Origin of the sequence: Paenibacillus sp. FSL P4-0338 (assembly GCF_038002365.1) — a bacterium.
In the GTDB taxonomy this organism is placed as follows: domain Bacteria; phylum Bacillota; class Bacilli; order Paenibacillales; family Paenibacillaceae; genus Paenibacillus_AQ.
Map to the genome: position 1 here is coordinate 4,881,000 of NZ_JBBOCG010000001.1, position 26,222 is coordinate 4,907,221.

A 26,222-nucleotide genomic window follows, 5' to 3' on the forward strand; every position below is an offset into this window, starting at 1 on the left:
AGCGGGAAATAGAGGGATAATTTATCGTGTGCAACATATAAATTCTATATTTTAAAAGCACCCGGACTGCGATTAGTCCGGGTGCTTTTATCATCGTGCCAAGGGTTGTCATCCCCTAACGGAGAGCCTGTCACCACGGCAATGGCGGCTCTCTTCAGAGGCATACTGTTCTCGTTAAGGCTATAATGTCGAATCTACCTGAACTGTCAGTGGTCGCGTTAGCAATCGCCTGAACGGATGCTGCTGTCAGCTTATTATTGTTACCGGAAGGCTTGTCCGGAGACGCAGCAGCGCTGTGGGCAGAAGCAGAGCTGCCCGCAGCCTGTGACTTCTGGGCAATTTGTGCTTCGATCTGCTTGATCTGCTGTTCTAGCTGCTTGGTTTGTGTTTCTTTGGCTTGCTCGTTGTCCTTACTTGCGTTTACTTTCTCAAGCTCAGCCTCCAGCTTCGCCTTCTGCTTCTCAAGTGCAGCGGTATCGCTGGCGCTGGAGGAGGTATAAGATACGGATGCTGAAGCGGCTACGGATGAGACATTCATGGGCGATCCCTCCTTTCACCTCTTCAATATATCCCTTTTCTCTACAATGAACGTTAAAATGCGCTGAAAGTTGGCTGAATATCCGCTCTCTACTCCTGGCGCGCCCTCCGGTTCACCAGCATAACGCTCAGCAGGATGATGACCAGCCCGGCGATGGTGTTAACATACACCTGCTCCTGCAGGAAGATTACGCCCCACAACAGGCCAAATACAGGTACGAGGAAAGTAACGCTGACGGTCTTGACCGGTCCGACACTGGCAATCAGCCGGAAGTACAGCAGATACGCCACCGAGGTGCAGATCAGCGACAGGCCGAGGACAGAATATACAGCGGCGGAAGAAGGGAGATGATCCGGGGCAAAAAGCACCGCCAGCGGCAGCAGCACCACACTTGCGCCCAGCTGTTGTCCCGCAGCAAGCGCCAGCGGAGAGAGACCGGAGCCTACGCGTGATGCGTACAATCCTCCGAACGCATAGCAAAGCGCGGCCCCAATAGAGTAACCTACGGATAAAAGAACCGTACTGGTCAGCGGGAGCGGGCTCCAGCCGACCAGCACACCCACACCCACCAGGCCTATAATCAGCCCTACTGATTTGGCCGCCCCCGGCTTCTCCTTCCGGGTGCCCCACGCCGCCAGTGCCGCGAACATCGGGGTTGTAGCATTCAGAATCGCTGCCAGTGAGGCGCTCAGATGCAGCTCAGCCATACAGATCAGCGTGAACGGAAGCGCCGCATTAATCGCACCGAGCAGCAGGAAAGACTTCCAGTGCTTCAGGAGGCCCAGCCTGCGCCGGGTCAACAGCGCATAGAGCAGCAGAGCAGCTCCGGCAATCGTAACGCGCAGCTCTGTCGTGAAGACCGGACCAAGCTCCGGCGAGGCAATCCGCATGAACAGGAAGGAAGCCCCCCAGGCAAAAGCAAGCAGCAGCAGGGTAGCAAAGTCCTTGCGGCTCACGGCTTGACCTCTCTTCGGCACAGCAGCAGATAGGACAGAACCGACAGGAGACCCGCTCCCGCGATGACCAGCGCCATTGGAAGAGCCGATCCGCTGCCGCCGAGTCCGACCAGCGGAGCCGCGCAGCTCCCCAGCAGCAAGGGAAGCAGACCCAGAAGCGCAGAGGCGCTGCCTGCTGTCTCCCCCTGATCCTGCATCGCCAGCGAGAAGCTGGTCGTACCCACCAGACCTACACTTGCAACCACAGCGAACAGACAGATTAGGATTGGCAGCAGCCCGCCTCCGGCGAGGAGGGTAATCAGCAGCATTACACCGCCGGAGGTACTAAGGAGAAGGCCGCAGATCAGCAGCTTACGCTCACCCACTCTGGCCGACATCCGCCCGGCAATCTGCCCGGTCAGAATAATACCGAAGCCGTTCACGGCGAAGATCAGGCTGTACATTTGCGGGGATACCCCGTAAATCGTCTGCAGCACAAAGGATGATCCCGAGATATACGCGAACATGCCTGCCATAACAAAGCCCTGGGAGAGCGCATAGCCCATGAAGCCGGCATTGCCTAGCAGAGTGCGGAAGGTACGCAGGGTTCCTGCCAGTCCGCTGCGTATACGCCGTTCCTTAGGCAGAGTCTCCGGCAGCCGCAGCAGGATGACCGCCGCGAAGAGCAGCCCGCATACGAACAAGACGATAAATACGCCCTTCCAGTCCGTCACTCTCAGCAGCTGTCCCCCGATGACCGGCGCTGCAATCGGGCCCAGTCCGTTGACAATCATCAGCAGCGAGAAGAACTTGGTTAATTCCGAGCCGCTGTACATATCGCGGACCGCCGCGCGGGAGATCACCACCCCTACCGATCCGGCCAGGCCTTGAATGAAGCGCAGCACAATCAGCAGTCCGATGGACGGGCTGAACGCGCAGAGGAGCGAAGACACCGCATAGATAATCATCCCGAACAACAGAGGAATCCGGCGCCCGTGCACATCACTGAGCGGTCCGGCTACAAGCTGGCCCGAAGCCAGCCCCAGCAGGAAGAAGGTCAGAGTAAGCTGTATCATGGCGGGACTGGTATCGAAATAGAGGCCAAGAGCAGGCAGCGCAGGCAGATACATATCAATCGACAGCGGGCCAATGGTAGCGATGGCTCCCAGAATCACGGCAAGCTGCAGCCGCTGGCTTCTGGACGGCCCGCTTTCGGCCAGGCTTGTCACCGAGTTTTGCTTCATCATAAACAGAATACATCCTTTCTTGCCCGTAACCTTTAGTAAGACGGCAGTGCTATTTATGTTCAGGCCCGTTAATATATTTCTCCATACTACCCGATTACCGCCGGATTGTTCAATGAATTTATGGTTTGGCGGGGAAGAGCAGGGGGAACTGGTGCAGAGGGATCAAAGTGCAATAGTGCCGGGAGATAGAAGCGGTCTGATGGGGGAGACCTGCTCGCAAATCCTGCAGAATATGCAACAATGTCGCTCATGAGAGGCCCTCTGCGTGGAAATCCTGCATGAAATGCAACATTCGCAGCCCTAACTAGCCCCGAAGCGCCGGAATTCCTGCAAAAGATGCAACAATGTGCCATAGCCAGTAACAAATTTAGAAAATTGCTGCAAAAAGTGCAACATTGCTGCTCGGTTGAAGTGTACTGTGCGCATATCCTGCGCGAAATGCAACAGTCACAACCCCAATTTGTGCCGAATTTGAGCTACGTGCCCGCTTGCCCCCGCCCACTCTCCACAACAACAAAAAACCGCCTGCCGTAGCCGCCAATCCTCTATGTGATCGGCAGGCCCGCAGGCGGTTATTCCGGGTGGTGCTGTTGTTAATTCATTGAACCCTTCAGAGCGGCCAGCCAATCTCTTGCTGCCTCCGCCTCGGCAGCGCTCAGGCGGTGCCCCTGATTGCCCCAGTGCGAGGTAACCTCTGCCCCGGCGCCGCTTAACAGAGCTTCCAGCTCCCGGGTCTCCTCGGAGCGGATAATCGGATCATTGGTCCCTGCCCCGATAAAGACCGGAACCCCCTGCAGCGAAGGAATCGCCAGGCCGCGCAGCGGAACCATCGGGTGCAGCAGCACTGCGGCCCGGAAGAGGGCTCCGTAATGGAAGATCAGGCTGCCCGCGATGTTCGCACCGTTGGAATAGCCGACAGCGACCAGATTACCGGCATCGAAGCCATATTTGGCAGCCGCTTCCTCCAGGAACTGCTTCACCTCATGGGTGCGGAAGATCAAATCCTCCTCATCGAAAATCCCCTCCGCCAGCCGCCGGAAAAAGCGGGGCATGCCATTCTCCAGCACGTTACCGCGAATACCGAGCACAGATGCTCCAGGTGCCAGCAGCTCGGCCAGCGGCAGCAAATCACGTTCATTGCCGCCTGTACCATGGAATAAAACCAACGTTGGCTGTGTTACGTCTGTACCTTGCTCAAATACATGAATCATACCGGCTTCACCTCCAGTTCACGGATTTCAAACGGGCTTAAATTGTCTTCAATTGCCGCACGCTGCGGCTCAAACCACCCCGGAAGCATCAGCTTCTGCCCCAGCGCCTCAGGTGCTTCATCACGGGCGAAGCCTGGAGGATCGGTTGCAATCTCGAACAGAATTCCGCCTTCTTCCCGGAAGTAGATGGCATTGAAGTACTGGCGGTCCTGCACCGGAGTCGGCTGGTAGCCGTGACTCTGAACCCGGCGGCCCCACTCCAGCTGCTCACTGTCGTCTGCCGCCCGCCACGCAATATGGTGAACCGTACCTGTACCGCCGCCGCCCTGCGGAACCGGTGTGGCCTTCAGATCAATAATATTGCCGATGTCTCCAGTCGCTCTATACCGGAAATAACCGTCCCCTTCAGCAATACGTTCCATCCCCAGTGTGCGGGAGAGTGTATCAGCTGTGCGTTCCGGGGCTGTGCTGTAGAGGACAGCACCTCCGAAGCCTTTTACCGCATGCTCTACCGGAACGCCGCCGAACGACCAGGTGCTCAGCGCACCCTCTTCACGCTCCACCAGCTCAATTCGCAGTCCGTCATAATCCGCGAAGGAGAGATACGACTCGCCGATCCGGGTAACGTTAGTCACAGGAATCTGGTAAGCGGCCAGCCGCTGCTCCCAGAATCCGAAAGAGCCGGCCGGTACAGCATAAGTGGTCACACCGACCTGGCCGCCGCCGATTCTGCCTTTACGGCCATGAGCCCATGGGAAGAAGGTGATGATCGTACCCGGTGCACCCTGCTCATTGCCGAAGTAGAGGTGGTAGACCTCGGGGGCGTCGAAATTGATGGTTTTTTTGACGAGCCGCAGGCCCAGAATTCCGGCATAGAAATCAGCATTACGCTGTGCGTCTCCAACAAAAGCGGTAACATGGTGAATCCCTGCAGTATGCATAGTCATGAGTGAACCCTCCTGATAGTTATGATGATGATGATGATGATGATACGCTTATTTTTATTTTAGTTGAAGAATATTGCGTCCAGCGAAATCGAACCCGCGCCTGTCAGCGCTATACCTACAGCGACTACCAGTACCGTCAATGGAAACTCAATCCCGTTCGCCGTGGACCAGAATCCGTTAGGAGCATGCACCTTCACAATAGCACCGAGCATCGTTGCCGCAATCAGTACCGCAGCCACCGGAGTCAGCAGACCCAGAGTGAACAGCAAGCCTCCGGCCAGCTCCATCAGACCTGCCAGCACCGCCATACGCACGCCGGGCTTAATGCCAATCGACTCCATCCAGCCGCCTGTTCCCTTAGGCCCATATCCGCCGAACCAGCCGAACAGCTTCTGTGCACCATGCCCGATGAACGCTACACCAATTACCAATCTCATCAACAATAAACCTACACTAACCATTTTAAACACTCTCCATTCTCTTGGTTTTAATTATCTTAACATTAAGATATTGGCTAAAAAAATTTATTGAGCTATTATTCTCTCATTAGTTCAGCGTACTAATAAGCAGACAACCTTACCGCCGCTGGGCTGCGACGCACTCACTTCTATACGCCCTTGCCCAGCTTCTTCAGCAGCAGTGTCGCCTGAGCCTTCTCTTCGCTGTCCAGTCCGCCCATCAGGTTATGAATAGAATGAATATGCTGCGGAAAAATATTGTCGAACAGCTCACGCCCCGCCTCTGTAATCTCGGCATACGTAACCCGGCGGTCATCCTCGCAAGGAACGCGCTTCAGCAGTCCCCGCTTCTCCAGCTTGTCGATATTGTAGGTAATGCTGCCGCTGGTGACCAGAATCTTCTCACCAATCTGCTGAAGTGGAATCCGATTTCTATGATACAGCACCTCCAGCACCATGAACTCCGCCGATGCCAGCCCGTGACTCTTCATATCCTTCACCGCCTGATCCATCAGGCTCTTATACGCCTTCGACAGAACGACGAACAACTTCAGCGACGCTGCCTGCTCCTGTTCCTGAGTAGTGTCTGCTTCTGTTCCTGCTGTCTTGTTTTTGCTGCTCATATCCTGCACCTCCTGTCCGGCTGTGTTTGTCTTTAAGTTAATTATCTTTAAATTAAGATAAATATACGTTATGGGGAGCAGTCTGTCAAGTGGTTCTACTCACTAATTTGCTTCTGGAGAAACAAATTGAGCTTCTTTATCGCGCTTCACAACACAATTGTGATCTGCAGGTGATCTTCCAGTAATTCAGCATTGATCGTTCCGCCTAGTTTATCAATCAGAATTTTGACAATTGCCAATCCCAGTCCGGTGCTCCCTGCACTTCGGGATATATCCGATGTATAGAAGCGGTCGAACAGTCTTTCCAGATTCACTTCATTCGGGCTTGAGATCCTATTGGTTATTATTAATTCTGTTGCGCTACCCTTCATCAGGGTGATCTTGAGATCACCAGTGGCATACTTAGCTGCGTTATCCAGCAGGTTCTGCAAAATACGCCGCAGCATATCCTCATCTGCCCAGACAAATACAGTATCCTCCGGGAGACTAATTTCAGGATGCAGGTTCCGTCCCTCGAACATAGCAGCATTCTCCACCACGCTATCCATAATCAGATTCGAGTAATTTACATTCTTGAGTTTCGGCTGAATCTCTTCAGAATCCAGCACAGCCAGTTCATAGAATAATTTGATTAAAGTCTGCAGATGAGCAGCTTTGCGGAAGACTATTCCTATTTGCTCACGTTGCTCTGGATTCACCACCCCTTTGCTCAGCAGCTGAAGGTAGCCGATCATTGATGTTAAGGGTGTGCGCAGATCATGGGAGATATTAGCTACGGATTCTTTCAAGTGATTGCCGCTGCGTATCATCTGAATGCGGAGCTCACGCTGCTTCGTCAGATTCTTATTGATCTCCGCAGTAAGTGAATTCAAATCCTTATCGATCAAAGATATATTCAGTTTCTTTTCAACTGTTCCCGAAGACAGTTCAACCATCTGTTTTGTAATATTGCGAATTTGCCTTTTCAGTGAAAAGAGGCGGAACATAAGTGCCCCAAGTATTACCGAGAGCAGAACAGCAATATATATCATTGATTGTAGCGCCTCTTTTCCCATTTTTATTTAAGTTCAGAAGTATTGAACCGCTGAAATGAAAGTGCGATGAACAACAGCAGAAATAATCCTCCTGAAAGTATGATCTCAGACACCTGAACCGTAGAGAGCGAGTAGGCTAAGGAGGCTCTGACCTGATTCATAGGCAGGAACCTCAGCCACGGCACAACTTCATACCAGCCAAGCGGCCCGGCATAGGCAATAATCATTGCACTGATAAAAAGAACAACTATTGATACAGATACTGTTTTGGCAGAGTCCTTGAATAAAAAGGCAAGAAAGATACAGACTGAGAACACTGCACTATTCAGTAGCACCGACAACAGAATTACTCTGAGGATATACAAAATATCATGATTCCATGAGCTCCCCCAGCCCAATTGAAAGGACATTCTTATGCTCCCCACTACCGGCCCCAGCAGCATCAAAAGGTTGAATACAGCCAAGTAGATAAAACATTTACTGAAGAATATTGCCATTCGCGAATGACCCGCTACGACCTCCAGATGAATCGTGCGGTTCGAAAAGTCCTGGCCCATCAGCAAAGCCACGATTGCCGAGAATAACACCAGCCAGACCGTTGAATCGTAAACCATTGCATAAAATATGCCTATAGTATCTTTGTGTGTTGTCAGATCAGCAATATAGCTCTTGCTGGCAAGAAGCCCGTAAAGGATACTAAGCAGTGCACTGCCGGTAAAAAAACGGTTGTATTTCATGCGGTACCATTCCATTTGCAATAGATTATTCATGGCATCCTCCCCTTTAATATAATTCTGAACGATTGAAGATTCTAACTGCCGCCAAGCAGAAACACATCAAAAAAATGATTCCGACCAGCAACGCCGCACCTATGGATGAAGAGTCCTCAATTAATAATCTCAGCTGCCCCAATGGAATAAAGTGTGCAATCGTCTTAGCGTTCGGACCATTAAGCAGGAAGATGTTCAGAAAATAAATCAATGCTGGAATCGATAAGGTTTTACCGATGTCTCTACAGATGAAGGCCATCAGCAGCGAAATTCCGCACATCGCTGAATTCAATACTGCTGTGGTAAAGAATAAGGCAATTACTTTGCTAGAATCAGACCCGAAAGAATGACCCCATCCGTGACTTCCGGTGTTATACGCAATAGAAAGAATGGGCTGCAATAGCAAGATGATGTTGGACCCCACGATAAACAGGATGGCCTTGCTAAAGAAAACATGATTACGTGAATGTCCTGCGCAAATCATATGGTACAGAGTATGGTCAGCGAAGTCCTTGCCAAGGTAGAGTGCTCCGAATACACAAGTGAGCAGCATTAATATAGGTGCGTTATATAAGGATGCCGAGACACTGTCATATCCCGTAAGCTGCCCCTGATCCAGCATAAGGAAGCTGCCAAGCATTACAGACAGGGCAGACAGGATGAAAAAACTCTTGTCATGCACCAGCTTATAAAGCTCCGCCTTAATGAGACAATACATGCTTTTCTCCTCCAATACGCTCCAGGAAGTACCCTTCCAGCGTATCCCCGGCGATTGTCATTCCTGTGATCAGCACCCCTTCTTTCATTAAAGTGGCCGAAATCCCCTCCATGTCATCTAAGTGATCATATAGCTTAATGGTGCCATCAGGCATAACCTGATAATCTTTGATATTCATCCGGCTTTCCAGAGCATGCAGGGCATTCTCTACATGATTAGTCTGAAGGGCAATGTGGCGTTTGCATTTCTCATTTAGCTGACTCTGAGTTAATTCCTCAATCAGAACGCCTTTATTAATGAGGATATACTGCGACACTGTCTGATACAGTTCGTTCAGTATATGGCTGGATATCAATATCGTTGTCCCGCGTTCCTCATTCAGGCGTTTCAGCAAGATCCGCATTTCAGCGATGCCCATCGGGTCTAGCCCGTTAATGGGTTCATCTAGAATAAGCAACTCAGGGTCATGCAGCAAAGCAATCGCAATGCCTAGCCGCTGACGCATTCCGAGCGAAAAGTTACGAACTGCCTTCCTTCCAGTAAGATGATCTCCCAGACCCACCAGCTCAAGCGTTTCCCTAATGACCTGCGGATCGGGTATCCCCCGCTGAAGCCGCTGGACCTCCAGGTTCTGCACAGCAGTCATGTTAGGATACAAAGCAGGCGTCTCAACCATACAGCCGATCCTTTTGCGCTGTTCCTGCAAGGCTTGCTTCCCTGTCTTGCCGAACAAGTGCAGTTCACCGCCCGTAGGAAAGGACAACCCTACAATAAGACGGATCAACGTTGTTTTTCCGGCCCCATTCTGCCCGATGAAGCCGTAGATCTTTCCCCTTTCAATGGTTAGATTAATATTATCCAAGGCCAAAGTATGATTATATTTCTTGGTGAGATTCTTGGTCATAAGGATGATGTCACTCATGTCTGCCTCGCTCCTCATCTACAGTTACGCTGAATTACATAACCTTACTGACTACATTAAGCGGTAACCTTAAAGAAATTCTTAATTCTGCCTGAGCCACTTTTAAAGAATTCATAAAGTTTATGTTCCTGCGGGGCTTTGCACACAACAGGAAGAGCCGCTTGCGCCATGAGCAAACGGTATCTTCAAAATGAGCCTATATCCCTTATCCGATCCGGGGCTAGTCAAGTTTATACAAGCGGTAGCCTATTCCCCAAACCGTTTCTATGTAATGTTTATCCGGACTTACTGCCTTCAGCTTATTGCGTATATTGCTAATATGAACATTCAGCGTGTTGTCTTCACTCATGTACTCTTCATTCCAGATACTCTGAAATAAATTGGATTTAGAATATATTTTCTCTGGATGCCTCATAAGCAGTTCAAGAATACCGTATTCTTTGGCCGTAAGCGCAAGCTCATGACCCGCAACTTCTACAATATGATTCATCTCATTGAGTTGAATATCCTGATAAGTTAAACTTCTGGTGCCTGCAGAATCCTGGTTCATTCGATTACGCCTTAGATTACTTTCTATTCGTGCAAGGGTCTCATCCAGATCAAAAGGTTTGGTGATGTAATCATCCGCCCCAATCCGCAGGAGCTCAATCTTGGTTTGGATCGTATCCTTGGCTGAGATTATGATCACCGGAACTGCAGAATATTCCCGCAATTCATTTAGCAACTGATCGCCGCTCTTGTAGGGCAGCATCAGGTCTAGGAGGACTAGATCATAACAGTCCCTTTGAATGAACTGCAAAGCCTCTAACCCATTGTAAGCTGAAGTAGTCAAATAACCGTGTTCCGTCAAAAACTGGCGAAGCAGACTATTTATCTCTTTCTCATCCTCAACAATAAGTATATGCTCCAATTAACCACATCCTTATCGCTTCCCTAATCATCATCATTCGGCTATTTTGCCGGACTCCCAGACTCTTCCGGGTATATTTTTTTCCTTTTATCCTTTATTTTAACACTCATTCCCGAAAAAACGATAATTAAGATTAGAATTAGATACCTTGCGATCCTCTAAATTCAGCCCTCATCCTTAGCTTCCCATAACCGTCTTGCTCATTTGACCTGCCCTCCAAAACGGCGTACACTTTCAAAAGGTGAGTATGAACTGAGGAATATAAATAATATTTATAGAAGGAGGCTGATTATGCAATCGAAGGATCATCATCATTCCGGGGCCGCCGCGCGCATTACTGCGGCGGAAGAAGCCCCCGGGCCGCGCGTGCTGATCGTGACGGCAGTCGCGGCTGAGCGCGAGGCGGTCCTGCGCGGCCTGCACGGCAGCCGCCGCTTCGACGTCATCGCGGCGGGCGCCGGCACCGCGGCAGCAGCGGCGGGCACCGCCGCCGCCCTGGCAGCCGGCTCGTACGGCTGCGTCGTCAGCGCCGGGATCGGCGGCGGCTTCCCGGGCCGGGCACCCGTAGGCTCGCTGGTCGTCGCCAGCGAGATGCTTGACGCGGCCCTCGGCGCAGAGACGCCGGAGGGCTTCCGCAGCGCTGCCGAGCTGGGCTTCGGCAGCGTGTCCGTGCCTGCACCGGGCGCTGCGGTGCAGGCCCTTGCGGCCGCGCTGGCAGCGGCCGGCCTCACGGTAAGCACGGGGACCGTGCTTACCGTATCGACCGCGACCGGCACCGCCGGGACGGCCGCGGCTCTTGCCGCGCGCCACCCGGAGGCGGCGGCGGAGGCGATGGAAGGCCACGGGGTCGCCGTGGCCGCCCAGGCTTTGGGGATCGCGGCGCTGGAGCTGCGCGCGATCTCGAACCCGGTCGGCCCGCGCGACCGGGCCGCGTGGAAGATCAATGAAGCGCTGGACGCTCTGGCAGCGGCGGCGGCTATTTTACGGGAGGTGCTGTAATGACTCAAGAGCTTCATATTGCTTATTCCCCTTGTCCGAACGATACCTTTGTCTTTCATGCCTGGGCGCATGGCCTTGTGCCTGACGCTCCCCGGCTCGATGTGACTTTTGCCGATATCGATATTACGAACGGGCTTGCCGCAGACGGCATCGGGCCTGAGGTACTCAAAATCTCCTACGCCGCACTCCCCTGGGTGCTGGACAAATACAAGCTACTCCCTTGCGGCGGTGCACTGGGACGGGGCTGCGGACCGCTCGTACTGACGCGCAAAGGCGCAGGCGCCATCAAGCATCCGCGCGAGCTATCCGGCCGCAGAATTGCTGTACCGAGCGAACGCTCTACGGCATACCTGCTGTTCCGGCTATGGGTAGCGCAGCAGGTACAGGACGGTCCGGCCGAGATCATCGTTATGCCTTTTGATGAGATCATGCCTGCCGTGCAAAAGGGAGAGATCGATGCAGGACTCGTCATCCACGAAGCCCGCTTCACTTACCCGTCCTACAATCTCAATCTGCTGACTGACCTCGGCAGCTGGTGGGAGAGCGAGACCGGCCTGCCCATTCCGCTAGGTGCGATTATTGCCCGCCGCGATCTGGACCATGACGCCATTACCGGCTGGATTCGCAGCTCACTACAGTATGCCTGGGACCATCCTCTCGACTGCCAGGAATACGTGCTAAGCCATGCCCAGGAGCTATCTCCGGAAGTGGCCAAGTCGCATATTGATCTCTATGTCAACGAATTCACAATGAATCTGGGCGAAGACGGCTACGCAGCCATCTCTGCATTATTGACCCGGGCCGCTGCCGAAGGGCTTGTACCTGCTGTCGATCCTTCGCTTCTGCGTTAATGAAGTAAGGAGATAATCCATCCCGTGAGGAGGCTATTCCCATGATTCCTTCAGGCAACAGCAAGGCTAATATCGACCGTTTTCTAGGGTACCAGAATGACTACGACCGTTACCGGCCGGAAGCCCCGCCAATGGTTATTGAACTGCTCACCAGTTATCTGGGCCGCCGTCCTGCCCATGTTGCAGATATTGGCTGCGGTACCGGCTTGTCCACCTTTCTGTGGAAGGATGCTGCCGATGCAGTAACCGGAGTGGAGCCTAACCCGGATATGCTCAGCAAAGCTCAGGATAAGCTGCATCTCCTGGATCAAGGAGCAGAGAACCTGTCTTTTGTGCAGGGCTACTCTAACCAGCTTCCTTTCGATACGGAGAGCGTGGACATCATTACCTGCTCGCAGTCGTTCCATTGGATGGACCCGGACAGCACCCTTGAGGAGATCGCCCGTTGTCTGCGGCCAGGCGGAGTCTTCGCAGCTTATGACTGTGACTGGCCCTTGGTACTGCAGCCCGCTATTGAAGCCCGTTACAACCGGCTGATCGCGGCTTCGGACGCCCTGCTTGCGGAGCTTCAGACCGGTGCCGATCAGGCCAATAAATGGGACAAGGAAGGTCATCTGGGCCGGATCAAAGCCTGCGGAAGGTTTACGTACGCGCGCGAAATTGTTTTTCACAATACAGAATCATGCGATGCTCAGCGCTATGTCGGGCTGGCCCTCAGCCAGGGTGGTATTCAGTCCCTCCTGAAGCTCAGTCCAGCCTCACTTGAGCAGGATATTGCCGAATTCTCGGCTGAGGTAGAGGCATTCTTCCAGGGCCGGACCTTGCAGGTACCGATTAGCTACCGTATGCGGACCGGAGTGAAGTAACATCCCCGTTAGCACCCAAGCTCCATTCTAATAGTACAAGCTGAATCAAGCACGCCCCAGTCATCCTAATAAGGGAACCGGGGCATTTCAACGTTACAGCAGACTTAACCCGGGATATGGCCTCAGCTTGCTCTTTCATTTGTTCACTGTATCTACTAATCCGGTCTATTGACCATTGGAATTTTATCACATATTATTACACCAATAAATTAAAAATCTAATTACTGGGATTAGGTCAGGTGGTGTTCGTATGAAGTCCACAACCACGATTCGCGATCAGGTAACCGCATATTTGTCTAATCAGGGCCTGTCCATTAATCAGTTTGCCATCTCTTCAGGAATTAATTCCGGTACACTCAGCCGTGTCATTAAAGACCGTCAGCCGATTGCCATGAATCATCTGGAACGCATTACCCGGGGCATGGGCCTGCAGGAGGACTACTTCTATAGCTTATATGTGGACGAGTGCTTTCACCATTCGGCTCCCACCTGGCGGCGCTTGCGGCCGTTTCTTATGCGTTCAGCGGCACTCGGCCGTCTCGACTGTGTTGAACAGGTCGTTCTGAACCTGCTGGAGAATCTGGTCTATGCCCCTATGCTATTTGAGGTTGCAGAAGGGCTGTTCGAGCAGGGATTGTGGCACGCAGCAGCATTATTGTACGAGAATGTGAGCACCAGTGAGAAATATCAGAATTCCGAACGGCTGGCCGTATGTCAATACCGCTTGTTCCGGATTGGTCTTGGTGATGACCAGAGCAGTAATCTGCGAGTAGCCATCCTGTTCGAGTGCTTCATCGACCGGCTGAATGAGGCGGATCAGCTGGACGGATTGAAAGACCTGCTGGATGTCTACTACTCTCTACAGAAGTGGTCCAAGGTGAACGAGCTTGCTGAGAAAATGCTCCAATTGGCTACGCTCCGTTACAATCTCCAGCTCCGATCAAAACGTAAACCGGACAATGAAAGATTGCCTTCAAGTCCGCTGTATTTATATATTCTCCGCTCCCATCTCTTTCTATCAAGTGTCTGTATGGAGTATGGAGACTATAAGTCTGCGATAGAGCGTGTAAGCCTCTATACAGATGTGAGTTGGATACAAGAAACTAATGACGAAGCAAAGCGGATATTAGCCCAATTCAAAGAGTGGGGTAGAGCGAATATCTATTTGTATCGTTTACTCGATGGGCAATTAGAGGTATTGAATGATTATGTGGAATTTATATCTACCCAGCCAGACGAGATATTCACGGCAATGTATAACATTGTTAAATCTGCAAATCGGTATAATTGGAATGTAGACCATATTCTTGAGCGCTTCTCTAGTTACATCCCTTACCGAACGTATAATTCTGAATTTGGTGAATATAACCAGCAAGTTATGGCAGACAAGCATACTCGCTTTCTTGCTGAATTAGCAGCCTATTACCTCCACAATAAGTATTATGAGAAGTTTACGAATGTACTGCGAAACCTGGAATCCTCCGCTAAAATCAACAACGAGAGTATAGCCATTACTTGTGTGGATCTATTTGAACAATACAGGTATACAGCAGGAGAAGAAGAAATGGAGAAATACAAACTTTTAATTAGAACAGCACGAAATTCAAAAGCAACAGCATTCTAGCCTTCTCCCAACATTTACCCTATACTTAAAATCAGCGAGACGAAGAACGTCCCGGTTGCCCTTTGTGGGGAAGCCGGGGCGTTTTTCTATTTTCCGGAGAGGATGAGGAGCATGACTTTTGAAGAAGCGCATGAACAGTTTATCAGCGGACACTTGAATAGCAGACCTGAGGGGGAACGCCAGGCAAGGCTGGAGTGGGGACATCTTACCAGACTTATCTGTCGACTACAGAACTGCCGTCCGAATTTTGCGCCATCAATCCGACCTCTTCTCAATCATTGCCGTGATTTAGAGAGTTAGGAGGCGGAATAGTGCTATTACATAAACGCAGCGGCGAGACTTACCCTGTTTCTTTCTTAGCGCTACAACCATATGACATACAGCATCAGATGCATGATTGGGAGAAAGGCTTCGATTGGTCCATATATTTCAACCAGCGCGGAATTGAAATCTATAAGATGGTGGTAAGCGGAAATACAGTTATTCAAGGGGTTATTTCTTTTGAGGAAAAGGAAGATCATGTCTGGGTACATCTTATTGAGAGCATTCCTTCACAGCGCAAGGAGTTTAGTAGAGTTGGATTGCATTTACTCGCCTTTGCTTGCAAGCGAAGCACTGAACTTGGATTTGGTGGTGCTGTCGCGTTACAATCAAAAATCAAGCCAAGGCTGATACATTATTACACGAGTATCGTTGGGGCTTCACATTTTGGCGGCGGCCTAATCGTTATTGACGAGACTGTCGCCAAGCGTCTCATTATGTTATACTTCCCATAAAGAGGTGATGATCGTGAAGAAGTATCCTACTGTTGATCTCGATGATGTTGTCCGCCAGTATGCTGACGGTCATTACGTGCAACAATCGATGCCTGGCCCCAATCCGGAGCGCGATAAAAGGGTCAGTGACGCTATTGCTAAGTTGAAAAAGGAACGTTCATCTGCTCAGGTTCGCCAATAAAAGGCGGGCCTTTTTTAATGCACATAAAACCAAAAACCCCCGCCTGCGCATAAGCACAAACGGGGGCTTCACTGCTGACTCCAGCCTGCCAGCTACTTCTTATTCATCTTAAACATCAGGAACAGCTCATTATAGTGGGCAAGCATCCGCTTACCGAGGTTGTCGTAGACCTCCAGCCGGTCAGTGAGCTCGGCGGGCGGGTAGAAGCGCTCGTCGCCGGAGATGTCCTCCGGCAGCAGCTTCAGCGCAGGCACGTTCGGCGTGGAATAGCCGACGTATTCCGTATTCTGGGCCGCCACATCCGGCCGCAGCATGAAGTTGATGAACTTATGCGCGCCCTCGACATTACCTGCGGTGCGCGGAATGACCATGTTGTCGAACCATTTGTTCGAGCCTTCCTCCGGCACGACGAAGTCCAGCTTGTCGTTATCATCCATAATCTCCGAAGCGTCGCCGGACCAGACAATACCGACCGCCGCTTCTTCGTTGGCGAGCAGCATTTTGACCTCGTCACCCACAATGGCCTTCACATTCGGAGACAGCTTGTTCAGCTTGGCGAGCGCCTCCTGCAAATGCTCCTCCTTCGTGTCGTTGACAGAGTAGTGCAGGCTATTCAGTGCCATACCCATGACCTCACGGGCTCCGTCCACGAGGAAGATATTATTCTTCAGCCGCTTGTCCCACAGGGAATCCCAGCTGCTGAAATCAATCCCCTTCGTCATGTCGGGGTTGAAGATGATCCCCACCGTCCCCCAGAAATAAGGAACCGAATACTTGTTACCGGGATCGAAGGACAGATTCATGAACTTGGAATCGATGTTAGCGAGATTCGGCAGCTTGCTGTGATCCAGCGGCAGCAGCAGATTCTCTTCCCGCATCTTGGCGATCGCATAGTCAGACGGGATGACGACATCGAAGATCGTGCCGCCCTGCTCGACCTTGGTCAGCATCGCTTCATTGGAATCGAATGTCTGGTAGATGACCGTAATCCCGGTCTCCTCCTGGAACTGCTTCAGCAGATCGGGGTCCACATAGTCGCCCCAGTTATAGATGGTCAACGTGTTGCCGCCCGAATAGCCCTGGGCTGAGTTCAGCCGGGAGGCCAGGAACATCAGTCCGAAGGCAACGATCAGAATCGCCAGGAACGTATTGACTAGCTGCTTCATCTAGGCACCCCCGCTTCGGCCACCGGCTCGGCAATCTGTACCGGCGGGCGGCTCTTACGCTGGTTCAGGTAGTAATAACCGATGACCAGCAGAATCGTGAAGAGGAAAATCAGCGTCGACAGCGCGTTAATCGACAGCGACACCCCTTGCCGGGCCCGGGAATAGATTTCCACCGACAGGGTGGAATAGCCATTGCCCGTGACGAAGAAGGTAACTGCGAAATCATCCAGGGAATAGGTCAGGGCCATGAAGAATCCGCTGAAGATTCCCGGCTTGATGATCGGCAGAATGACCTTCGTGAGCACATCCCGGCGCGTAGCCCCCAGATCGCGGGCGGCATCCGTTAAGGTCGGGCTCATCTCCTGCAAATGCGGCAGGATCATAATGACCGCAATCGGAATACTGAACGCCACATGCGAGAGCAACACGGAGGTGAAGCCCAGCTTGATCCCGACAATCGTGAACAGGATCAGGAAGGAGGCTCCGATAATGACATCCGGGCTGACAATCAGCACATTGTTCAGCGAGAGCAGCGTGTTTTTGGCCCGGCGGCTGCGGACATGATGAATCGCCAGCGCTCCGATCACCGCTATTATGGTCGCAATAGCCGATGACAGGAGGGCAATGACCAATGTGTTAATCACAATAATCATCAGCCGGGTATCAGCAACCACTTCACGGTAATAATCCAGCGTGAAGCCTTCGAACTTGTGCATCGTGCCGCCGCTGTTGAACGAGTAGTACATCAGATAGAAGATAGGCGCGTACAGCACCAGGAAGACCAGCACCAGATAGATATTGGCGATGCCGTTCTTGTTCTTAACCCTGCGTCTGTTCTTCATCCGCGCACCCCCTTCCGCGAGCCGCCGGTCAGAATCATGAACAGCGCCATAATCGCGATCAGGAACACCGCAACGGTCGAGCCCATTCCCCAGTCCTGTGTAACCAGGAAGTGCTGCTCAATCGCGGTGCCGAGCGTAATCACCCGGTTCCCGGCAATCAGACGCGTAATCATGAACAGCGACAGCGCCGGAATGAACACCGCCATACAGCCGGAGCGTACACCCGAGATCGTCAGCGGAAAAACCACCCGCCGGAACGTTGTCCATCCCGATGCGCCCAGATCGCGCGCGGCATCCACCAGCGACAGATTCATCTCATCCAGAGCACTGAAGATCGGCAGAATCATGAATGGAATGAAAATATAGACCGACACAAACACGAAGCTGAAGCCTGTGAACAGAATCTGCTGTTCGCCCAGACCCACCAGATCAAAGAAGTTATTGACCGGGCCGAAGGTGCCGAAGATCCCGATGAAGGCGTATGTTTTGAGCAGCAGGTTGATCCAGGTCGGCAGAATAATCAGCAGCAGCCACAGCTGCTTGTGCTTCGTTCGCGTTAGCAGATAAGCCGCCGGATACGCCACCAGGAGCGAGAACACCGTGATCAGAAAAGCGTACCAGAATGAATTCAGCATCATTCTCATATAGACCGGTGTGAAGAAATTGACGTAGTTATTCAGCGTCAGCTTCCCCTCCAGATCGAACAGGGAATAGTAGACCACCAGCAGCACCGGCGCAATGACAAACAGTGCGATCCACAGATAGTACGGGATGAGATAATACGACTTCCCCTTACTCATCATGGCTCTCCACCTCGGCGTAAGCCTCCAGACGCTTGTCGAACTCTTCCTCCGTTTCACCGAAACGCATAACATGGATCGCTTCAGGGTCGAAATACAGCCCGATCTCGGAGCCAACCTCCGCCTTGCGGGTAGAATGGACAAGCCATTCATGGCCCGAGCCGTCGTAGCAGCTGATCTCGTAGTGAACCCCGCGGAACAGCTGGGAATCCACACGCACCTTCAGCTTGCCCGCTTCCAGGGTAACAATCTCCAGATCCTCAGGGCGGATCACAGCCTCCACCGCTTCATTCGGCTTCAGACCGGCATCGACACATTCGAACCGGTGGCCGCCCCACTCCACCACATAGTCCTCAATCATCACACCCGGCACGATGTTCGACTCTCCGATGAAGTCCGCCACGAACCGGTTAATCGGTTCATCGTAGATATCATTAGGCGTGCCGCTCTGCTCAATCTTGCCGCCGTTCATGACGAAGATCCAGTCGGACATCGCCAGCGCCTCTTCCTGGTCATGGGTAACGAAGATGAAGGTGATTCCCAGCCGCTGCTGCATCTCCCGCAGAATATACTGCATCTCGGTACGCAGCTTCAGATCAAGCGCAGATAACGGCTCGTCCAGCAGCAGTACCTGCGGTTCATTGACAATGGCGCGCGCAATGGCGACACGCTGCCTCTGCCCGCCGGACATTTCATTAATGGCCCGCTGATCATAGCCGACCAGGTTGACGAAGCGCAGCGCTTCCTGCACCTTTTGCTGAATGACATCCTTCTTCAGCTTCTTGATGCGCAGTCCAAACGCCACATTCTCGAATACGTTCAGATGCGGAAACAGCGCATAGTCCTGAAATACCGTATTGACCTGCCGCTCATTGGCGGGAATGTGGTTGATTTTTTTGCCGTTAAGATAGATCGAACCTTCAGTCGGCTCCGCGAAGCCGGCGATTAGACGCAGAATGGTCGTTTTTCCGCAGCCCGAAGGGCCCAGCAGCGTGTAGAATTTACCGCGTTCAATTTCGAAGCTCACGCCTTTGAGTACAGCCTCTTCGTCGTCGTATTGCTTAATCACCTGGTCAAAAGAAATAATAGTGCCTTCCGGGGTAGCTATAGCTAACAACCTCCCTTACTTATGTAGTACAACCTATTTTACCCGCTTCTTGCGGGAGACAATCCGGCAGCGGCATGCTCAGCACGGATAAGCGACAATTCCTGCCTTGGTCTGGCAGACTTCAATATATAGCATAAAGGAATCCTGCAATATATGCGATAGCTTACATTGTGAAATCACGCACAAAAACTTAACAAGTTCGTAAAATCTTGCCCGCCTCCGGCCTGTTTTGAGGTGCTATAATGAAAACGGATGAAAACCATAAAATTTTTCCTATTTACATGAAAGAAGATGACAAACATGAACGAGGGCTTACAAGAGCGCCTTGAAAAGTTCGGATTATCCTTATATATGATACGGATTACGCTCGCCGCTTCGCTCTCGTGGCTGGCCGTGCACATTATCTACGGGGACCATTACCTGTACTTCGCACCGCTGGCGGCGATTCTGATTACCCAGAGCAGCGTCAAGGCCTCCCTTGAAAAAGGCGTCTACCGCATGACCGGCGTGGTCCTTGGCGGCATCGTCAGCCTGATCGTAGGCAAGTTCTTCGATGTGGGCGCGCTGTCGATTCTGCTGATGCTGCTGATTGGCATTGGGGTGGCTACAGCCTGCCGGATCAATATCCAGGCCGTCTCTCAGATCGGTGTCACCTCGGTGCTTGCACTCACCTTCTATCATGACCAATATATCGTCTGGAGAGTCGCCGAGACGCTGATCGGCGTGCTGATTGCCCTCATCATTAATATGATTATCGTGCCGCCCAAGAGCTTCGTCAAGGTCAAGGACCTGGCACTGAAAGGCAGCCTGACCTTATCCGATGCCTTAACCGGATTCGCTGCAAGCGGCCGGGATGCAGCGCAAGCCAAGGCTGCTCTTGAGCGCTCCGGCGAGCTTCTGAAGAAGAGCGACCGGCTGCAGAAGGAGATGCATTACACACTGTCTCATTACCAGTGCCGTAAGGACATTGGCAAGCTGACACAGTCGACCACCCATCTCATCAAGGTTCACTCCTATGTCAAAGCCATAAGCGAAGAAATCGCTCTGCTGCCGGCCCATTATGCCGCCGCTGATTGGATGCTGGAGGTTGTAACCGCAACGGCAGACTGCATCGCCCTGTATGGCACACGGACGCTATCAGATGCCGAATGCAGCGGACGTTCACTCCAGGAGAGTCTGAGAAGAGCCCGCGACGTGCAGCTCGCCTGGTTCTCGCAGCTGCAGGATCAGTGCCCGCTCGCAGCCTTCCGTGATCTCGGTGCGGTGTTCTCCCACCTGAACCGGATTCTTGAAGAGATCGAACGCGCCGATTACGCCGCGCTTTCCACCGCACCACAGCATGTCAAGACACACCCTGCACGCGCCATCCAATTCATACAAAAAGGACTCTTCCACAAGCTATAAGCTTGGGAGGGTCCTTTTTTTTGTGTTGCCATAACTTTTCGGTGGGATAGGATGCTTGCGGGTAAAGTGGCTTGGGTAGCAGCACGTAAAGTTATAGCAGTTGGAAAAATGACACTTGATTCAGCCGAATTATACGCTTTAATTGAAGCAGTTGGATAAAGTACATCTAATCCGCCGAATTCTCTGGAATCCGTTAAAAGTGGGCAAAATATGTGTTGTTTATCCATCTGCTGTTCCCATAGGCGGCATTCATCCAACAGCAAGTGGACAAAATCCAACTGCTATATAAGACGCATTTAAGATTAGAACTTAAAGCCTGCTCCTCGCTGCGGTGAACATATGCCCCTCCGCTGCTTTTTGCTTTTTCCACCTGCCGGGCGCAGAAGACCGTCCCCCTTTTTCCAGTTCTCATGACTTCCATAAGCTGTAAGCGCTGGGAAACCAGTTTTTTTGTCGAAATAGAGCTGCATATTTTAAGTTTTTTGATAAATAGGCATAATATAGTTGAAAAATAGCTCTTTAAGTACTAGAATTAAGCTTGTTTGCAGAAGTTAATGCCGCACAAGAACTATTTATGACTCTTTTTGTCGATTACAGTCGATCACAATTCATCGCCTCTACAGGATGTATCTCATTGATCTATTTCTAAAGGCAAACTTCCCGAAAGGGCAGGACGCAAAGCCATGGGCCTAAGAACGCCGGAATCTGCGTTTACGGTCGCCAGGCTGCCAATAGAGACCACTTAAGCCAACTGTTTACGGGAAGTCTCCCGGGCTTGATGATGTTCTTTCTCTGTACGAATTGCCATTGATCATACGAAAAAGTGAGGTTACAACCATGCCGCAGCAGGATATCGAACCAAGCCGATATGAATTCGTAGAGTCCCTGATGCACGAACGTAAAGGTCTCCTGGATTCATTCTCTGTGGAGGGCCGGGCTTCTGACGGGACAACTGGGGATAAGAATGGAATTATCCTCGTGCAGGACAACCAGATATTCATTACTCCCCCGCTCCCCGGAGGCACTCCCGCCCGCATTTCTGCGATCCACCCTGTTGTCCTGAAGATCAACTGGAAGACCGTTACAGCGCCAACCGAGGTGACCAAGGCAGATTATATTACCTGGGAGATCTGCGAGAAGCCGCAGTATGAAATTACCGTATCGCCTGACAAGCTCAAGGTCCATTTCACTTTATACCGTGCAGAGAAGTACGCCTGGAACCTGGTCAACTGCCCCGCCGCCTTCGAGGCGGTCGTCCGTGCCCAGCCCAACCCGGCAATGCTGCTGTCCACGCTTACCATAGATCAGATTATCGCCTCACTGGACAACCGTTTTATTTTGCGCAACCTGAATATTCCCGCCCTGTACGCGGAGCTGGAGAACCCTACATATCTTCCCGTATGCATCGCTGAAGGAAGAGCCCCGCTGCCCGGCAAGGAAGCCCGGCTGGAATTGCAGCTGCCGGAGCATACACTGGTGGGGAACGGGATGCTTCATAGACAGGGAAGCCGGGCTCAGAAGCCTGCGGATACCATGGAGTATCTCCGTTTCCCGGGAGCCCCCTTTACCTTTGCAGGTGAAGTCTTCGCCCGCAAACTGCCGCCGGAAGAAGGCATTCCCGGCCTCGACACAGACGGAAGGGTCCTGCCCCCTCCCCCGCCGCAGGATATCTACTTTGCTGCCGGTAATCATGCCAAGCTCCTTCCCTGTGGTAATATCGTAGCCAAGCACACAGGCAGACCCCGTATCTGCGGAGGAAACAGCAGCGTCCGAATCTGTGACTTCCCTCCAGTCTGTCTGCTGACCAGGGAGATGATGGACCCTGGCGGTGACGTTATGTTCGCAGGCGACATCATTGTACCGGGTGATCTGGATGGATCTGTAAGGATCGAAGCCCTGGGGAATGTGTACGTCTATGGCGATATACGCCAATCTACAATTATAGCCACCGGCAGCATTTATGTTAGCGGCCAGGTTACCGGCAGCGGCCTGTACGCCGGATATGCCGGGGTACAGCAGCATCGTTTGCACAGCTTAGCAAGCCTGCTGCGGACAGAGACGGACGGACTGCTTGAGGCAGCGCGCCAGCTGGCCAAGAATGTGGAATCCCGACAGCAATCCGTGAATTACGGCCTGGTGGTTATGCTGCTGCTGGAGGATAAATACAGCCATCTCGACAGCCTGATCCGCGATTTCCAGGCTGCCCTAAGCCGTATGAACGGAGAGTTCGGCTTCGGCACGGACCCGCTCCGGCAGATGCTTGAGGTATTCGCCCATCCGGGACAATACACCGGGTACATTACAGACAGTGTCCTAAGCCGCTTCTCCAGGCTGCTGCTTAAGCTGGGCGAGGAGATTGAGCTGCTCCAAGAGGAGCATGCGGTGATTAACCTTGCCCGGTCGCAGGACAGCCGCCTGGAGTCCGGCGGCAAGCTGCTTGTGCGTGATTCCTGCTAAGACTACTACTAGATAAGGAGAAGTGAGCGCATGCGATATAACCGTCTGGGCAATAGCGGCCTGCAGGTATCCGCCCTGGGTCTTGGAACCAATTCATTCGGCAAACGGGCAGATCTGGAGACCTCGCTCCGCATTCTGCACACCGCTATGGATCAGGGCATTAATTTCATCGATACCGCCAATATCTATGCCGGCTCTGAATCGGAGCGGATCATCGGCCTTGCGCTTGAAGGCAGACGCCATAACACAGTGCTGGCGACCAAAGCCGGATTGCCGAAGCATGAGGGACCCGGCGGCAGCGGCTCTTCGCGCCATCATCTGATGCAGGAGCTGGAAGGCAGCCTGCGCCGGCTGAAGACCGACTATGTGGATCTGTATCAGATCCATACCTTCGATCCCTACACACCGCTGGAGGAAACCCTGCGCACGCTGGATGATTTGATCTCCGCAGGCAAGGTGCGGTATATCGGAGCCTCCAATTATGCCGCCTGGGAGCTGATGAAGGCGCTTGGGATCAGCGAAGCCCGTAACTGGGCGAAATACATCTCTATCCAGTGCAGCTATTCGCTGGCTGACCGTACGCCCGAAGCCGAGCTGCTTCCGCTCTGCCTGGATCAGGGTCTGGGCATCATCCCATACTTCCCTCTGGCGGGCGGTATCCTTACCGGCAAATATTCCGGCAGCAGCAAAGCCCCTGCCGGCTCCAGAGCAGAGACCGATCCGAACTTCCTCCGCTTCCTTACCCCGGAGCGCATCTCGCTCGGGGAGCAGGTTCAGGCGATTGCGGAGGGGCTGGGCACCTCACCTGCGGCTCTATCCCTGTCCTGGCTAATGAACCGGCCCGCGGTCTCCACGGTGATTGTCGGAGCGACTACAGTAGAACAGGTACAGTATAATCTGCAGAGTCTTTCTGCTTCGCCGGATGCGGGGATACTTAAGCAGCTTGACCTGGCCAGCGCCGCCTTCTGTACCGGCGAGCCGTTTGCGGTCTACCGGCTGCCGTAAGCGGTGACGGTGACAGTGACGTTCATATCTATAAACACACAAAGCGAGCTCCCGTAGACGGAGACTCGCTTTTGTGTATTTTGGCTCATGAAGAATGTGTATTATACCGCAGCGATGAACCGCTCCATGTCTTCCTGTACGGTAGTAATACCGCCGATGCCGAAGGTATCTACCAGAACCTTAGCTACGTTAGGCGACAGGAAGGCCGGAAGCGTAGGGCCCAGATGAATGTTCTTCACGCCCAGATGCAGCAGCGCCAGCAGTACGATCACCGCTTTTTGCTCATACCAGGCAATGTTATAGGAGATCGGAAGATCGTTAATATCCGCAAGACCGAAGACTTCCTTCAGCTTAAGTGCTATAACCACAAGAGAATAGGAGTCATTGCACTGGCCGGCATCAAGTACGCGCGGAATTCCGCCGATATCGCCAAGCGCCAGCTTGTTATATTTGTATTTGGCACAACCTGCGGTCAGGATCACCGTGTCACTAGGCAGCTCTGCTGCGAAGTCGGTGTAATAATTCCGGCTCTTCATCCGTCCGTCGCAGCCAGCCATGACGAAGAATTGCTTGATGGCGCCGCTCTCTACTGCTCCAACCACCTGATCTGCCACGTTCATTACAGCCGCATGGGCGAAGCCGCCGATAATCTCGCCTGTCTCAATCTCTACCGGAGCACTGCAGCTCTTGGCCTGCTCGATCAGAGCTGAGAAATCCTTCTCTCCGTCCGCGCCTGCCGCGATATGTTGAATGCCCGGATAACCGGTGTTGCCTGTCGTGTACAGCCGGTCTTTGTAGCTGTCCTTCGGCGGTACGATGCAGTTCGTGGTCATCAGAATCGGACCATTGAAGCTGGCAAACTCCTCATTCTGCTTCCACCATGCATTGCCGTAGTTGCCTACGAAGTGGCTATATTTCTTAAATGCCGGATAGTAGTGGGCCGGCAGCATCTCACTATGCGTATACACATCCACTCCGGTACCCTCGGTCTGCTTCAGCAGCGCCTCCATGTCCTTGAGATCATGACCGCTGATCAGAATACCAGGGTTCGTGCCTACTCCAATATTGACTTTGGTGATCTCCGGATTACCGTAGGCTGCGGTGTTGGCACGGTCAAGCAGCGCCATCACATCCACGCCGAACTTGCCGCACTCCAGCACCAGAGCCGTCAGCTCACCGCCGTCCAGATTATTATCCAGCGCAGCTGCCAAGCCTTTTTCCATAAAAGCATGTGTCCCAGCTTCATAGAAGCCCAGTACCGCAGCATGCTCCATGTAAGCAGCCATTCCCTTCAGACCATAGGTCAGCAGCTCGCGCAAGGAGCGGATATCCTCATGTTCCGTAGCAAGCACACCCACCGCTCTCGCCTTGTCCATCAGCTCTTCATCCGTCACCGCATTCCAGTTCGCCGCGTCATGCTCCGACAAATAGGCCATTACTCCGGCATCAGCCACTCTGCTGCGCCACAGATCCCGCAGGGCCAATCCTTCCCGGATCTTCGCAGTGAAGTATTCCGGCACGAAGTTGGCATTGGTAATCGTAGCGAACAAGCTCTCTATGATAAATTTCTCCGTCACCGGATCGGTAATCCCCAGCTCACGCCCGCTGCGCGCGAAAATGGCAATGCCCTTGAGTGTATACACCAGTAGATCCTGCAGATTTGCTACCTCACTGGTCTTGCCGCATACCCCCTGAATCGTACAACCGGTCCCCTTAGCTGCCTCCTGACACTGGAAACAAAACATTTCGCTCATTACCTGAATCACTCCTTATCATTAATGGAATCGCTCTGTGCCTCGCCTTTACAGTTACCAATAATTGTAGTAGACT

Annotated in this window: 26 protein-coding genes and 1 riboswitch; of the genes, 9 read left to right on the top strand and 17 right to left on the bottom strand. The window is 52.5% G+C overall.

Going from position 1 to position 26,222, the window contains the following annotated elements:
- Positions 1-154: 154 nt before the first annotated feature.
- The 12 genes from MKZ07_RS21410 to MKZ07_RS21465 all read right to left on the bottom strand — a co-directional run bounded on the left by MKZ07_RS21410 (position 155) and on the right by MKZ07_RS21465 (position 10,313).
- A complete protein-coding gene (locus MKZ07_RS21410) occupies positions 155-538 on the bottom strand; it encodes a FlxA-like family protein (RefSeq protein ID WP_036692072.1) in 384 nt (127 codons plus the stop codon).
- A gap of 89 nt (positions 539-627) precedes the next feature.
- Entirely contained in the window at positions 628-1,494 is an 867-nt protein-coding gene (locus tag MKZ07_RS21415; protein ID WP_036692070.1) for a DMT family transporter, read from the bottom strand.
- Complete coding sequence (locus MKZ07_RS21420; protein ID WP_156949552.1) at positions 1,491-2,720, bottom strand: multidrug effflux MFS transporter; 1,230 nt, start codon at positions 2,718-2,720, stop codon at positions 1,491-1,493. The genes MKZ07_RS21415 and MKZ07_RS21420 overlap by 4 nt, the downstream gene beginning before the upstream one ends.
- Positions 2,721-3,313: 593 nt before the next feature.
- On the bottom strand, positions 3,314-3,931 hold the full coding sequence (locus tag MKZ07_RS21425; RefSeq protein ID WP_036692068.1) for an alpha/beta hydrolase: 618 nt from the start codon (positions 3,929-3,931) through the stop codon (positions 3,314-3,316).
- Positions 3,928-4,878 carry a ring-cleaving dioxygenase gene (locus MKZ07_RS21430; RefSeq protein WP_341027444.1) on the bottom strand — a complete coding sequence of 317 codons (951 nt, stop codon included), beginning with the start codon at positions 4,876-4,878 and terminating at the stop codon, positions 3,928-3,930. The genes MKZ07_RS21425 and MKZ07_RS21430 overlap by 4 nt, the downstream gene beginning before the upstream one ends.
- 59 nt (positions 4,879-4,937) lie before the next feature.
- On the bottom strand, positions 4,938-5,339 hold the full coding sequence (locus MKZ07_RS21435; protein WP_036692067.1) for a DoxX family protein: 402 nt from the start codon (positions 5,337-5,339) through the stop codon (positions 4,938-4,940).
- Between the two features lie 146 nt (positions 5,340-5,485).
- A complete protein-coding gene (locus tag MKZ07_RS21440) occupies positions 5,486-5,959 on the bottom strand; it encodes a MarR family winged helix-turn-helix transcriptional regulator (RefSeq protein ID WP_036692065.1) in 474 nt (157 codons plus the stop codon).
- A 146-nt stretch (positions 5,960-6,105) separates the two neighbouring features.
- Positions 6,106-6,990 (bottom strand): sensor histidine kinase, encoded by an 885-nt coding sequence (locus MKZ07_RS21445; RefSeq protein WP_341027446.1) that lies wholly within the window; start codon positions 6,988-6,990, stop codon positions 6,106-6,108.
- A gap of 26 nt (positions 6,991-7,016) precedes the next feature.
- Positions 7,017-7,763 carry an ABC transporter permease gene (locus MKZ07_RS21450; protein WP_341027447.1) on the bottom strand — a complete coding sequence of 249 codons (747 nt, stop codon included), beginning with the start codon at positions 7,761-7,763 and terminating at the stop codon, positions 7,017-7,019.
- Between the two features lie 13 nt (positions 7,764-7,776).
- Positions 7,777-8,481 (bottom strand): hypothetical protein, encoded by a 705-nt coding sequence (locus MKZ07_RS21455; protein ID WP_341027448.1) that lies wholly within the window; start codon positions 8,479-8,481, stop codon positions 7,777-7,779.
- Positions 8,465-9,403, bottom strand: a complete 939-nt coding sequence (locus MKZ07_RS21460; protein WP_076159338.1) for an ABC transporter ATP-binding protein — start codon at positions 9,401-9,403, stop codon at positions 8,465-8,467. Before MKZ07_RS21460 ends, MKZ07_RS21455 begins: the two co-directional genes overlap by 17 nt.
- Positions 9,404-9,623: 220 nt before the next feature.
- Positions 9,624-10,313, bottom strand: coding sequence for a response regulator transcription factor (locus MKZ07_RS21465; RefSeq protein WP_036692051.1), 690 nt, complete (start codon positions 10,311-10,313; stop codon positions 9,624-9,626).
- A gap of 291 nt (positions 10,314-10,604) precedes the next feature.
- Here MKZ07_RS21465 and MKZ07_RS21470 point away from each other — a divergent pair, with 291 nt between their 5' ends.
- The 6 genes from MKZ07_RS21470 (at position 10,605) to MKZ07_RS21495 (ending at position 15,610) form a co-directional block, all read left to right on the top strand.
- Entirely contained in the window at positions 10,605-11,312 is a 708-nt protein-coding gene (locus tag MKZ07_RS21470; RefSeq protein ID WP_076159340.1) for a futalosine hydrolase, read from the top strand.
- Entirely contained in the window at positions 11,312-12,163 is an 852-nt protein-coding gene (locus MKZ07_RS21475; protein WP_341027451.1) for a 1,4-dihydroxy-6-naphthoate synthase, read from the top strand. The genes MKZ07_RS21470 and MKZ07_RS21475 overlap by 1 nt, the downstream gene beginning before the upstream one ends.
- 41 nt (positions 12,164-12,204) lie before the next feature.
- Positions 12,205-13,029, top strand: a complete 825-nt coding sequence (locus tag MKZ07_RS21480; RefSeq protein ID WP_036692046.1) for a class I SAM-dependent methyltransferase — start codon at positions 12,205-12,207, stop codon at positions 13,027-13,029.
- Between the two features lie 250 nt (positions 13,030-13,279).
- Positions 13,280-14,653: a helix-turn-helix transcriptional regulator gene (locus tag MKZ07_RS21485; protein WP_341027452.1), complete on the top strand. Its 1,374-nt coding sequence runs from the start codon at positions 13,280-13,282 to the stop codon at positions 14,651-14,653.
- Between the two features lie 311 nt (positions 14,654-14,964).
- On the top strand, positions 14,965-15,429 hold the full coding sequence (locus tag MKZ07_RS21490; RefSeq protein WP_076159351.1) for a hypothetical protein: 465 nt from the start codon (positions 14,965-14,967) through the stop codon (positions 15,427-15,429).
- Between the two features lie 13 nt (positions 15,430-15,442).
- Positions 15,443-15,610 carry a hypothetical protein gene (locus tag MKZ07_RS21495; RefSeq protein WP_341027455.1) on the top strand — a complete coding sequence of 56 codons (168 nt, stop codon included), beginning with the start codon at positions 15,443-15,445 and terminating at the stop codon, positions 15,608-15,610.
- A 92-nt stretch (positions 15,611-15,702) separates the two neighbouring features.
- On the opposite strand, the gene MKZ07_RS21500 is transcribed toward MKZ07_RS21495, so the two are convergent.
- The 4 genes from MKZ07_RS21500 to MKZ07_RS21515 are packed head-to-tail and all read right to left on the bottom strand — an operon-like array spanning position 15,703 to position 19,535.
- A complete protein-coding gene (locus MKZ07_RS21500) occupies positions 15,703-16,776 on the bottom strand; it encodes an ABC transporter substrate-binding protein (RefSeq protein WP_036692040.1) in 1,074 nt (357 codons plus the stop codon).
- On the bottom strand, positions 16,773-17,618 hold the full coding sequence (locus MKZ07_RS21505) for an ABC transporter permease (RefSeq protein WP_036692038.1): 846 nt from the start codon (positions 17,616-17,618) through the stop codon (positions 16,773-16,775). Before MKZ07_RS21505 ends, MKZ07_RS21500 begins: the two co-directional genes overlap by 4 nt.
- A complete protein-coding gene (locus MKZ07_RS21510) occupies positions 17,615-18,421 on the bottom strand; it encodes an ABC transporter permease (protein ID WP_036692036.1) in 807 nt (268 codons plus the stop codon). Before MKZ07_RS21510 ends, MKZ07_RS21505 begins: the two co-directional genes overlap by 4 nt.
- Positions 18,411-19,535: an ABC transporter ATP-binding protein gene (locus tag MKZ07_RS21515; protein ID WP_200869182.1), complete on the bottom strand. Its 1,125-nt coding sequence runs from the start codon at positions 19,533-19,535 to the stop codon at positions 18,411-18,413. Before MKZ07_RS21515 ends, MKZ07_RS21510 begins: the two co-directional genes overlap by 11 nt.
- A gap of 291 nt (positions 19,536-19,826) precedes the next feature.
- Here MKZ07_RS21515 and MKZ07_RS21520 point away from each other — a divergent pair, with 291 nt between their 5' ends.
- From MKZ07_RS21520 to MKZ07_RS21530, 3 genes are all read left to right on the top strand, one after another.
- Entirely contained in the window at positions 19,827-20,930 is a 1,104-nt protein-coding gene (locus MKZ07_RS21520) for an FUSC family protein (protein ID WP_051493248.1), read from the top strand.
- Between the two features lie 640 nt (positions 20,931-21,570).
- A riboswitch (cyclic di-GMP riboswitch) is annotated at positions 21,571-21,663 on the top strand.
- 104 nt (positions 21,664-21,767) lie between these two features.
- Positions 21,768-23,387 carry a flagellar assembly protein A gene (locus tag MKZ07_RS21525; RefSeq protein ID WP_036692033.1) on the top strand — a complete coding sequence of 540 codons (1,620 nt, stop codon included), beginning with the start codon at positions 21,768-21,770 and terminating at the stop codon, positions 23,385-23,387.
- 30 nt (positions 23,388-23,417) lie between these two features.
- Positions 23,418-24,392, top strand: coding sequence for an aldo/keto reductase (locus MKZ07_RS21530; protein WP_341027459.1), 975 nt, complete (start codon positions 23,418-23,420; stop codon positions 24,390-24,392).
- Positions 24,393-24,493: 101 nt separating this feature from the next.
- Here the strand turns inward: MKZ07_RS21530 and hcp are convergent, their stop codons facing one another.
- Positions 24,494-26,146, bottom strand: coding sequence for a hydroxylamine reductase (gene hcp, locus MKZ07_RS21535; protein WP_341027461.1), 1,653 nt, complete (start codon positions 26,144-26,146; stop codon positions 24,494-24,496).
- Positions 26,147-26,222: the final 76 nt, after the last annotated feature.

Coding starts and splice junctions, on each gene's coding strand:
- MKZ07_RS21410 (WP_036692072.1), bottom strand. CDS start 538: ATGAATGTCTCATCCGTAGCCGCTTCAGCATCCGTATCTTATACCTCC.
- MKZ07_RS21420 (WP_156949552.1), bottom strand. CDS start 2,720: ATGATGAAGCAAAACTCGGTGACAAGCCTGGCCGAAAGCGGGCCGTCC.
- MKZ07_RS21425 (WP_036692068.1), bottom strand. CDS start 3,931: ATGATTCATGTATTTGAGCAAGGTACAGACGTAACACAGCCAACGTTG.
- MKZ07_RS21430 (WP_341027444.1), bottom strand. CDS start 4,878: ATGACTATGCATACTGCAGGGATTCACCATGTTACCGCTTTTGTTGGA.
- MKZ07_RS21435 (WP_036692067.1), bottom strand. CDS start 5,339: ATGGTTAGTGTAGGTTTATTGTTGATGAGATTGGTAATTGGTGTAGCG.
- MKZ07_RS21440 (WP_036692065.1), bottom strand. CDS start 5,959: ATGAGCAGCAAAAACAAGACAGCAGGAACAGAAGCAGACACTACTCAG.
- MKZ07_RS21445 (WP_341027446.1), bottom strand. CDS start 6,990: ATGATATATATTGCTGTTCTGCTCTCGGTAATACTTGGGGCACTTATG.
- MKZ07_RS21450 (WP_341027447.1), bottom strand. CDS start 7,763: ATGAATAATCTATTGCAAATGGAATGGTACCGCATGAAATACAACCGT.
- MKZ07_RS21455 (WP_341027448.1), bottom strand. CDS start 8,481: ATGTATTGTCTCATTAAGGCGGAGCTTTATAAGCTGGTGCATGACAAG.
- MKZ07_RS21460 (WP_076159338.1), bottom strand. CDS start 9,403: ATGAGTGACATCATCCTTATGACCAAGAATCTCACCAAGAAATATAAT.
- MKZ07_RS21470 (WP_076159340.1), top strand. CDS start 10,605: ATGCAATCGAAGGATCATCATCATTCCGGGGCCGCCGCGCGCATTACT.
- MKZ07_RS21475 (WP_341027451.1), top strand. CDS start 11,312: ATGACTCAAGAGCTTCATATTGCTTATTCCCCTTGTCCGAACGATACC.
- MKZ07_RS21480 (WP_036692046.1), top strand. CDS start 12,205: ATGATTCCTTCAGGCAACAGCAAGGCTAATATCGACCGTTTTCTAGGG.
- MKZ07_RS21485 (WP_341027452.1), top strand. CDS start 13,280: ATGAAGTCCACAACCACGATTCGCGATCAGGTAACCGCATATTTGTCT.
- MKZ07_RS21500 (WP_036692040.1), bottom strand. CDS start 16,776: ATGAAGCAGCTAGTCAATACGTTCCTGGCGATTCTGATCGTTGCCTTC.
- MKZ07_RS21505 (WP_036692038.1), bottom strand. CDS start 17,618: ATGAAGAACAGACGCAGGGTTAAGAACAAGAACGGCATCGCCAATATC.
- MKZ07_RS21510 (WP_036692036.1), bottom strand. CDS start 18,421: ATGATGAGTAAGGGGAAGTCGTATTATCTCATCCCGTACTATCTGTGG.
- MKZ07_RS21520 (WP_051493248.1), top strand. CDS start 19,827: ATGAACGAGGGCTTACAAGAGCGCCTTGAAAAGTTCGGATTATCCTTA.
- MKZ07_RS21525 (WP_036692033.1), top strand. CDS start 21,768: ATGCCGCAGCAGGATATCGAACCAAGCCGATATGAATTCGTAGAGTCC.
- MKZ07_RS21530 (WP_341027459.1), top strand. CDS start 23,418: ATGCGATATAACCGTCTGGGCAATAGCGGCCTGCAGGTATCCGCCCTG.
- hcp (WP_341027461.1), bottom strand. CDS start 26,146: ATGAGCGAAATGTTTTGTTTCCAGTGTCAGGAGGCAGCTAAGGGGACC.